At 53.8% G+C, this 8,706-nt stretch carries 8 protein-coding genes and 1 pseudogene; 3 read left to right on the top strand and 6 right to left on the bottom strand.

Annotation, left to right across the window (positions count from 1 at the left end; genetic code table 11):
- Positions 1 to 567 (top strand): deoxyribonuclease IV (gene nfo / locus ACZAHD_RS19495; RefSeq protein WP_462458239.1); only part of this gene is annotated, 567 nt, incomplete at its 5' end.
- A gap of 114 nt (positions 568 to 681) precedes the next feature.
- Here the strand turns inward: nfo and fruA are convergent.
- Genes fruA through fruB form a run of 3 tightly spaced genes read right to left on the bottom strand, consistent with a single transcriptional unit; the run spans position 682 to position 4,468 of the window.
- Positions 682 to 2,382 carry a PTS fructose transporter subunit IIBC gene (gene fruA / locus ACZAHD_RS19490; protein ID WP_462458238.1) on the bottom strand — a complete coding sequence of 567 codons (1,701 nt, stop codon included), beginning with the start codon at positions 2,380 to 2,382 and terminating at the stop codon, positions 682 to 684.
- Positions 2,383 to 2,398: 16 nt separating this feature from the next.
- The gene (fruK, locus tag ACZAHD_RS19485) at positions 2,399 to 3,337 is read right to left on the bottom strand and encodes a 1-phosphofructokinase (RefSeq protein ID WP_004864796.1); all 939 of its coding nucleotides are present in this window, start codon (positions 3,335 to 3,337) and stop codon (positions 2,399 to 2,401) included.
- Complete coding sequence (fruB, locus tag ACZAHD_RS19480; protein WP_462458237.1) at positions 3,338 to 4,468, bottom strand: fused PTS fructose transporter subunit IIA/HPr protein; 1,131 nt, start codon at positions 4,466 to 4,468, stop codon at positions 3,338 to 3,340. It abuts the gene before it with no gap.
- A 319-nt stretch (positions 4,469 to 4,787) separates the two neighbouring features.
- Between fruB and setB the strand changes: the two genes are divergently transcribed.
- The gene (gene setB, locus ACZAHD_RS19475; protein WP_462458236.1) at positions 4,788 to 5,969 is read left to right on the top strand and encodes a sugar efflux transporter SetB; all 1,182 of its coding nucleotides are present in this window, start codon (positions 4,788 to 4,790) and stop codon (positions 5,967 to 5,969) included.
- A gap of 268 nt (positions 5,970 to 6,237) precedes the next feature.
- On the opposite strand, the gene ACZAHD_RS19470 is transcribed toward setB, so the two are convergent.
- The 3 genes and pseudogenes from ACZAHD_RS19470 to ACZAHD_RS19460 form a co-directional block, all read right to left on the bottom strand.
- Positions 6,238 to 6,663, bottom strand: coding sequence for a hypothetical protein (locus tag ACZAHD_RS19470; protein WP_462458235.1), 426 nt, complete (start codon positions 6,661 to 6,663; stop codon positions 6,238 to 6,240).
- Between the two features lie 358 nt (positions 6,664 to 7,021).
- A pseudogene (locus ACZAHD_RS19465) lies at positions 7,022 to 7,512 on the bottom strand (Hcp family type VI secretion system effector).
- Positions 7,513 to 7,717: 205 nt separating this feature from the next.
- A complete protein-coding gene (locus tag ACZAHD_RS19460; RefSeq protein WP_462458234.1) occupies positions 7,718 to 7,972 on the bottom strand; it encodes a YkgJ family cysteine cluster protein in 255 nt (84 codons plus the stop codon).
- A 149-nt stretch (positions 7,973 to 8,121) separates the two neighbouring features.
- On the opposite strand from ACZAHD_RS19460, the gene yeiP reads away from it, so the two are divergent.
- Positions 8,122 to 8,694, top strand: a complete 573-nt coding sequence (gene yeiP, locus ACZAHD_RS19455; protein ID WP_039079953.1) for an elongation factor P-like protein YeiP — start codon at positions 8,122 to 8,124, stop codon at positions 8,692 to 8,694.
- The last annotated feature ends 12 nt before the right edge of the window (positions 8,695 to 8,706 follow it).

Genomic DNA, 8,706 nt, shown 5'->3' with positions numbered 1-8,706 from the left:
TGCCAGCAGCTCGGACTGACGCTGCTCAATTTCCATCCCGGTAGCCACCTGCAGCAGATACCAGAAGACGCGTGTCTGGCGCGTATTGCCGAGTCCATTAATATTGCGCTGGCTAAAACCGAAGGCGTGACCGCAGTCATTGAAAATACCGCCGGCCAGGGCAGTAACCTCGGCTTTCAGTTTGAACACCTGGCTGCCATCATTGACGGCGTGGAAGACAAATCCCGCGTTGGTGTCTGCATTGATACCTGCCACGCCTTTGCGGCCGGTTATGACCTGCGTAGCGTGGAAGGGTGTGAAAAAACCTTCGCTGAGTTCGAACGCATTGTCGGTTTCCGCTATCTGCGCGGCATGCACCTCAACGATGCCAAAAGCGCCTTCGGCAGCCGCGTTGACCGCCACCACAGCCTGGGCGAAGGCAATATCGGTCACGATGCTTTCCGCTGGATCATGCAGGACAACCGCTTCGATGGCATCCCGCTGATTCTGGAAACCATTAACCCGGATATCTGGGCAGAAGAGATTGCCTGGCTGCGGGCGCAGCAAACGGAAGAAGCCTCGGTCTGACGCCAGGACCTTACGGGCCGAGTGAAACAGACCGCGACGTAGAGATGTTGAATAGAAAAAGGGCTGAATATTCAGCCCTTTTGTTCGTCAATACGCTCTTTCGCGGAGGATAACTCAGGCCGCTTTTTCTGCGGTCTGTACGGTCTGTCCTTCCGGACGTTTCAGCACCGCGTAAGAGAGACCGGCCACCAGGGTACCGACAACAATCGCCATCAGGTAACCAAGCACTGGCGTAATCGCACCAGGAATCAGCAGGACGAACAGACCGCCGTGTGGCGCCATCAGTTTCGCCCCGATAGCCATGGAGATTGCACCGGTCACCGCACCGCCCACGATACAGCATGGCAGGACGCGCATCGGGTCACGGGCAGCAAACGGAATCGCCCCTTCAGAGATAAAGCACAGACCCAGAACCAGCGCTGCTTTCCCCCCTTCCCGTTGGCCTTTATCGAACTTATTGCGGGCAACCAGCGTAGCGATACCCATCGCCAGCGGTGGCACCATACCGGCCGCCATAATCGCCGCCATCGGCGCGTAGGTTTGGGTACTCAGCAGACCGACGCCGAAGGCATAGGCCGCTTTGTTGACCGGCCCCCCCATGTCGGTACACATCATCGCGCCGAGAATTGCGCCCAACAGCACAGCATTCGCCGTTCCCATTGTCTGTAGCCAGTGGGTCAGCCCTGCCAGAATGCCGGCAACAGGTTTACCGATCAGGTAGATCATCGCCAGGCCGACAATCAGGCTGGAGACCAGTGGAATGATCAGAATCGGTTTCAGCGCTTCCATGCTCGGCGGCAGTTTTAATTTGGTGCTGATCAGTTTAGCAACATAACCGGCAAGGAAACCGGCGATAATCCCGCCGATAAACCCAGAACCGCCGCTAACAGCCAGCATCCCGCCGATAAGACCCGGCGTCAGACCCGGACGGTCTGCAATAGAGAAGGCGATAAAGCCTGCCAGCACCGGAACCATCAGCGCAAAGGCTGAACCACCACCAATCTGCATCAGCGCGGCTGCAAGGGTATCTTTCACTTCAAAGGCTTTGATACCAAAGGCAAAGGAGAGCGCAATACACAGACCACCGGCAACAACCATCGGCAGCATATAAGACACGCCGGTCAGCAGGTGACGATAGGCACCGCCGCCCTCTTTCTTGGCCGCATCCGCCTGCTGGCCGCTCTGGCCGGATGGCTGGTACGGTTTCGCTTCAACAACGGCTTTATCCAGCTCCTGCGCGGTTTTCTTCAGTGCCAGGCCGGTGGTGGTGCGATACATCGGTTTGCCGGCAAATTTTGCCAGGTCGACTTCAATATCGGCAGCCACAATAACCAAATCCGCCTGAGCCACCTCTTCCGGCGTGATGGCGTTACCTGCGCCAACCGAGCCGCGAGTTTCCACCTTCACCCACCAGCCGCGTTTTTTGGCTTCGGTTTCAATGGCTTCCGCTGCCATAAAGGTATGCGCGACGCCGGTAGGACAAGCCGTGATCGCCACGATGCGTTTTGCACCACTGGTCGCAGCCGGCAGTGCCGCAGCTGCCGGTGCAACATATGGCGTCGCATGGCTTTTCGCTTCGCTCAGGAACAGCTCCGGATGCGCAACGGCGCGATTAATATCGCCGAGGAACACCTGTTTACCGCTCAACGCGCTATCCGCCGGCAGGGCGGTACCGAGAACGATCGCCAGTTCCGCGTCGTTAGGATTATCTGTCAGTTCAAGATGTGCTTTATGCGCTGCGGTACCCAGCAGGTTTTTCGCCATATAGGCGCGCGCCTGTCCAAGTCCGGCATCAATAATCAGCAGCGTTTTCATTATGCCTCTCCTGCTGTCAATTAAAGGGTTTTAAGTCGACACGCGCCATCATGGCGGCCAACTGGGTACGATCGGTAATACCTACATTGCTCTGGCTGACCGCCAGCGCCGCAACAGCAGTAGCCAGACGCAGCGTATGCTCGCTGGATTCACGCATCAGCAGACCGTAGATCAGGCCGCCAACCATGGAATCCCCGGCACCCACAGTGCTGACCACTTCGACTGAAGGGGGTTTCGCAATCCATTCGCCTGAAGCATTAACCCACAGCGCACCCTCTTCACCGAGGGAGATAACCACGTGGGCAATGCCCTGTTCGCGCAGCGCATGCGCTGCATCAATCACGTCTTTCATTTCCGGCAGCTTACGGCCCGCCCAAATTTCCAGCTCGCGACGGTTTGGCTTCACCAGCCACGGCGCGGCTTTCAGACCGGCGACCAGCGCTTCGCGACTGCTGTCAAAGATAATGCACGGGCACTGGCTACGCAGGCGAACCATCCAGTCAGTGAAGGCTTCCGGGCTAACGCCTGACGGCAGACTGCCGCTGACGCACACCATGTCGAACTGGCCCAGCCAGCTCAGGGAGTCGTTCACAAAGCGTTCCCAGTCGGCCGGGGTCACCTCAAAACCGGAGAAGTTGAAATCAGTCACTTCACCATCTTTTTCCGTCAGCTTGACGTTGATGCGCGTACGCCCCTGAACCACCTGGAAGCGGTTGGCAATCCCCAACTCGCTGAACAACTGCTGAAAACCATCCTGGTTATCTTTACCAAGAAATCCGCCAACGGTGACGTCAATGCCAAGATCTTTCAGCACTTTAGCAACGTTGATACCTTTTCCGGCGGCATGCAGACCGGTGGTCCGCACAAGGTTGACTTCTCCGCGTTCAATTTCCGGTGTAAACCCCACCAGATCATATGCCGGGTTTAATGTAATCGTTGCTACACGTCTGCTCATTTATGCGCCCTCCCCAAGGCCTGCGGCGATCGCCTCGCCAATCGCATCCAGTGTTTGTTGCGCATCTTCACCCTGCGCGGTAAAGCGCAGACGGTGACCTTTCTTCACACCCAGCGCCACGACTTTCATCAGACTGCGGCCATTTGCCGGCTTGCCGGAACCGTCCAGATTGGTCACGGTAACGTCGCTGGAAAATTGTTTAATGGTGTTCACCAGCATCGTGCCAGGACGGGCATGCAACCCATGCTCATTGCGCACCACAAACTCGGCGCTCAGCACATCGTCGGCGATAGCCTCGTCGCTGGTCAGCAGTGCCAGCAGGGTCGCGCCATCAGACTTCAGCAGGCGGTCAGCTTTTTTATCAATCAGCAGATTACTCAGGCGATTCAGTACCGCAGTAGGCTGTTCATCTGCCATCGCGACGGTAATCAGCAGTGATACCGGCTGCTCGTCAGCAGTAAATGTGCTGGCGGCACGACTGACCGCAATCGCGCTGTGCAGGTTGCCTTCCGCGCTGTCGTTCAGCCAGATGCCCTGGCCGAGGTTCAGCGGTTTATCATTGATAGTTCGGCTGACGAAGGAGGCGTCAACGGCGCCAACCTCTTTCAGACGTGCTGCGTTCAGCGCCTGTAAGGTCATCAGATCGCTGGCAGCGATATCCAGGCTCAGCGTGTCATTATCCAGTTTCAGCGCTTCACTCTGCTTTTCACCCATCAACAGGGCCCGCAACTCTTCCGCCGTGGTCGCCGATTTAAGTTGTTCAGCGACTGAGTCATCGCTCAGGACGTGGGTCAGCTGACGCAGAAGCCCCAGATGCTCATCCGAGCTGGCGGCGATGCCGATTGCCACGTACGCGGTCTGTCCTTCTCCCCAGGTCACGCCCTGTGGAAACTGATAGACCTGAACGCCGGTTTTCAGCACCTGGTCACGCGTGTCGGTAGTCCCGTGCGGGATGGCAATGCCATTGCCAAGGAATGTGGAGGTTTGCTGCTCGCGAGCCAGCATCCCGTTAACGTAGCCTTCCGACACGTTGCCCGCGCTGACCAGCGCTGCGGCAACCTGACGAATCGCCTCTTCTTTATTACCGGCCTGCTGGCCTGGATGAATATCCTGCACAGATAACTGGAACATGGTTCTCCTCTCCCGCTAGATTGAATCGTTTCAGCTATTTTATGAAAAAAGGCGTCAACTTCCTGATGGAGAAAATCCCGATGACGCTGAAACGTTTCAAGAAGTCTGTACCTTTCTCATCCGCTGCGCAACAACCTGATAACGGAAATTAGAGATGCAGCACACTTTTGCTGAAGTCAGATGCCCCATTCAGCCAGGCTTCAGCTTTTTGCTGAAATTATCAATATGAAACTGCTTTTTAATTTTCATACCATACTACTGTTCATTTTATGAGTGACGGCGTAAACTCCGCTGCTCGGACAATGACAGATAACACCCCATGCAAAACAGTAGCGCCGCCCTCCCCCGACGCGGGTTCGATTTAACCTCTTCGGCTTTCCTGATCGTTGCCTTCCTGACGGGCATTGCGGGCGCGTTGCAAACGCCGACCCTGAGCCTGTTTTTAACCAATGAAGTGCATGTACGTCCGGCGATGGTTGGCTTCTTTTTTACCGGTAGCGCGGTCATCGGTATTTTGGTCAGTCAGTTTCTGGCCGGGCGCTCCGACCGCCAGGGCGATCGCAAGCAGCTGATCGTCTTTTGCTGCCTGCTTGGGGTCCTGGCCTGCTTGCTGTTCGCCTGGAACCGCAACTACTTTATTCTGCTCTTCATCGGGGTCTTCCTCAGCAGCTTCGGTTCCACCGCCAACCCGCAGATGTTCGCCCTGGCGCGCGAGCATGCCGATAAAACCGGCCGCGAAGCGGTGATGTTCAGTTCTATTCTGCGCGCCCAGGTCTCTCTGGCATGGGTGATCGGCCCGCCGCTGGCCTACACGCTGGCAATGGGATTCGGCTTTACCGTGATGTATCTCTGCGCCGCGATCGCCTTTGTGGTCTGCGGGGCGATGGTGTGGATCTTTCTGCCCAGCATGCGCAAAGAGAAGCTGGCGACGGTAGGTCATCTGGAAGCACCGCGCACCCATCGCCGCGATGCGCTGCTGCTGTTCAGCGTTTGCACACTCATGTGGGGCATTAACAGCCTGTACATTATTAATATGCCGCTCTATATCATTAATGATCTGCATTTATCAGAGAAGCTGGCCGGGCTGATGATGGGGACTGCCGCCGGGTTGGAAATCCCGACGATGCTGATTGCCGGTTATTATGCCCGACGCTTTGGTAAGCGCTTTTTAATGCGTCTCGCTACAGCGGCAGGAATACTGTTTTACGTGGGGATGCTGCTGGTGCATACGCCCGCTTTACTGCTGGCTCTGCAGGCGCTGAACGCGATATTCATCGGCATTCTGGCCGGCATCGGCATGCTCTATTTCCAGGACCTGATGCCCGGCCAGGCCGGCGCTGCCACGACGCTGTACACCAATACCACCCGCGTCGGCTGGATTATCGCCGGTTCGCTGGCAGGTGTGGTGGCAGAAATCTGGAACTATCACGCTGTTTTCTGGATTGCCCTCGGCATGGGCGTGGCGTCATTACTTTGTCTGTGGCGTATTAAAGACGTTTAAGGTGTGGTACTCGCCCCCAGTTCAGGAAGACCGGTCATGGCCGCTTCGTGATCTGTCACGCAGATCTCAAAGCCGACTGCTGGCTGGCGCAGGCTTTCGGTCTGAGCGGCGACGTGAAAATGTTACACCGATAAAACTGGACGCAGCGCGAGTTAGCAGGCTTGTCTGGATACACTTTATCCCCTTCTTAAAATCTCTTAAGAAATTACGTGAAGTTTAATTCGTAGCGATGGAAAGAAAAGAGCCAGCACCAAAGCTGGCTATGCTATTAGAATGGCGATGAAGTGAGGTAAACAGGAACAGAGTAGATTGAGCCTCCCGCAAGATAAGTCGCAGGGCTATTAAAGGTATAAATGGTTCCTTTCACTGACAGATAAAGCGCGTCGTTCTCGACCTTCGTCAACGCACCTTTGTCCGTTGTGTTCATGAAAGGCTCGTTACCGTCCTCCAGACTCGCCATAAACGCTTTATCATCTTTGGATGCATCATAGAGATAGAAACGATAGGAAAAACCGGTCGTTGCTCCTGCGCTCGCTTCGGTGATGTAGAGGTTAGCCAGATTGTTTATTTTCACCTTCTTGATTATCTCTTGCTCAAGCGGCGAATAATGCAACACCTTATATATCCCAATGACGACAACCGCCAGCAGGATTAAGAGTAGGTAGCCTTTCCTAAAAGCCAGCGCGTTTTGCATAGTCAATCCCTGCTCTTATCCAATACTGGTTGTCAGGGTCATCGCCATAAGGCGTTGAGCCATACCAATCACCAAAAGCTGGATCGCCCATTCCTGCTTGACTTTGCGCCCATCCAGCCCCCCGCAGCGTGACCTACAGCCCATAATGAAAGTGACCAAAACTTTCGAACCCTTCCCGCGCTGCTTATCATCCCACGGACCATGCCTTCTTACTTGTTGGTAAAACCAGGAATCGGTGAGGACTGACGGACCACGGTGAAAACGAGCCATCATCATGTTATTGACAATGCTTACGCCGGGTGGGGCGAATGAGGATACGTCAAATGGCGGTGGGGTGATGCCGCTAATGTTGGGTATCTCACGCCTGGACTCTCTCATTCCATGCGTCAGTAAACATGATGTTGCCGTCGCAATGCTTCCAGGTAATTTTTTCATAGCGAAGCTCTATGCACTCAAGGTGATTATGCTGCTCTTTGGTTGCATCTTTAGTGTCGTGCATCACTGGTGAAACACCGACAATTTTCACACCTTCAAGCAACATGTTGAAGTATTCCGCTTCCTGACCAGCATCATTGATGCGATACCATTTACATTCTGCTGATTTAAGTGTCTGACCAGTGGCAACGGCTTTGTAAAGATACGGGCTGGAGCTATCAAACTCTTTTTGAATGAGTACGGCTGAATGCTTGCGGGTTCCTGTGATTTTTCCCGTCATTGCATCAGTTGGGATACTCAAGTTATGTGAGAATCCGGTGATCTCAATGCTGCCATCGCGGTCTTGAACGTCTACAGACCCCATAATGTCTGCGCCGCCGTCATCTTTAAGCCATAGATAGCTGGAATAGCCATTGTCTTTTTTCCTCATGTTGTTATAGAAATCCACAAGGAAATTGCACCTAATCAGAGGCTGTACAGTAAACGATTAAATTCAATAAAATCATATAATTAATTGTGGATAAAAGTTTAATTAAGTTCTGTTTCATAGACTGGTTCTATAGTTCACCAGACACTTTGCTTCTCTTAATGTAATGGAATTATTTACGGCAACAGTTTTTTAAGGTGAAGTCTGCTTTTCGAGGTATATCAGGAAAGCCATCGCCTCTTCACGACTGGCACAGCACATATCAGGTGAAGGCTGCAGGCTACCGCAGACTTTAGGACGTAAAGTCGAGCCAAAGATATTGCATAAGTTATCTTCCGATAACTGAACGCACCTGACATTCGCAGGCTTGCCGTCAGGCATTCCGGGGATCGGGGATGAAATTGAGGGGGCGATACAGCAGGCACCGCAATCGATACGACATTCCATACATGATTCTCTTGATGTTGCGGCTTACGGCCCAGCCTAAACGTTTTGTCCGGAGATAGCAAAACTCGCGAATTCCGCTTGCCTGAAAGGCCCGGCACGAGTAGTTTTACGCGATATTTTTTGAATCGTTAAGTGACAGGATTACTGCAATGCCAAGAGCGAATGAAATTAAAAAAGGTATGGTGCTGAATTACAACGGCAAGCTGCTTATTGTAAAGAATATTGATATTCAGTCACCGAGCGCCCGTGGCGCAGCAACGCTATACAAAATGCGTTTCTCTGATGTACGTACCGGTCTGAAAGTGGAAGAACGCTTTAAAGGCGACGATATCGTTGACACCGTTACGCTGACCCGCCGTTTCGTTGACTTCTCCTATGTTGACGGCAACGAATACGTGTTTATGGATAAAGAAGATTACACGCCGTACACCTTCACCAAAGAGCAGATTGAAGAAGAGTTACTGTTCATTCCGGAAGGCGGCATGCCTGACATGCAGGTTCTGACCTGGGATGGACAGCTGCTGGCGCTGGAGCTGCCGCAGACCGTGGATCTGGAAATCGTGGAAACCGCGCCGGGCATTAAAGGCGCCTCGGCAAGCTCCCGCACCAAACCGGCGACCATGAGCACCGGTCTGGTGATTCAGGTTCCGGAATACCTGACCACTGGCGAGAAAATTCGTATCCATATCGAAGAAAGCCGCTACATGGGTCGCGCAGACTAATATCGCGTCGTG

Origin of the sequence: Raoultella sp. (assembly GCF_039594335.1) — a bacterium.
Lineage (GTDB): Bacteria > Pseudomonadota > Gammaproteobacteria > Enterobacterales > Enterobacteriaceae > Klebsiella.
The sequence above is the reverse complement of the archived record's forward strand: the minus strand, read 5'-3'. Positions and strand labels throughout refer to the sequence as shown.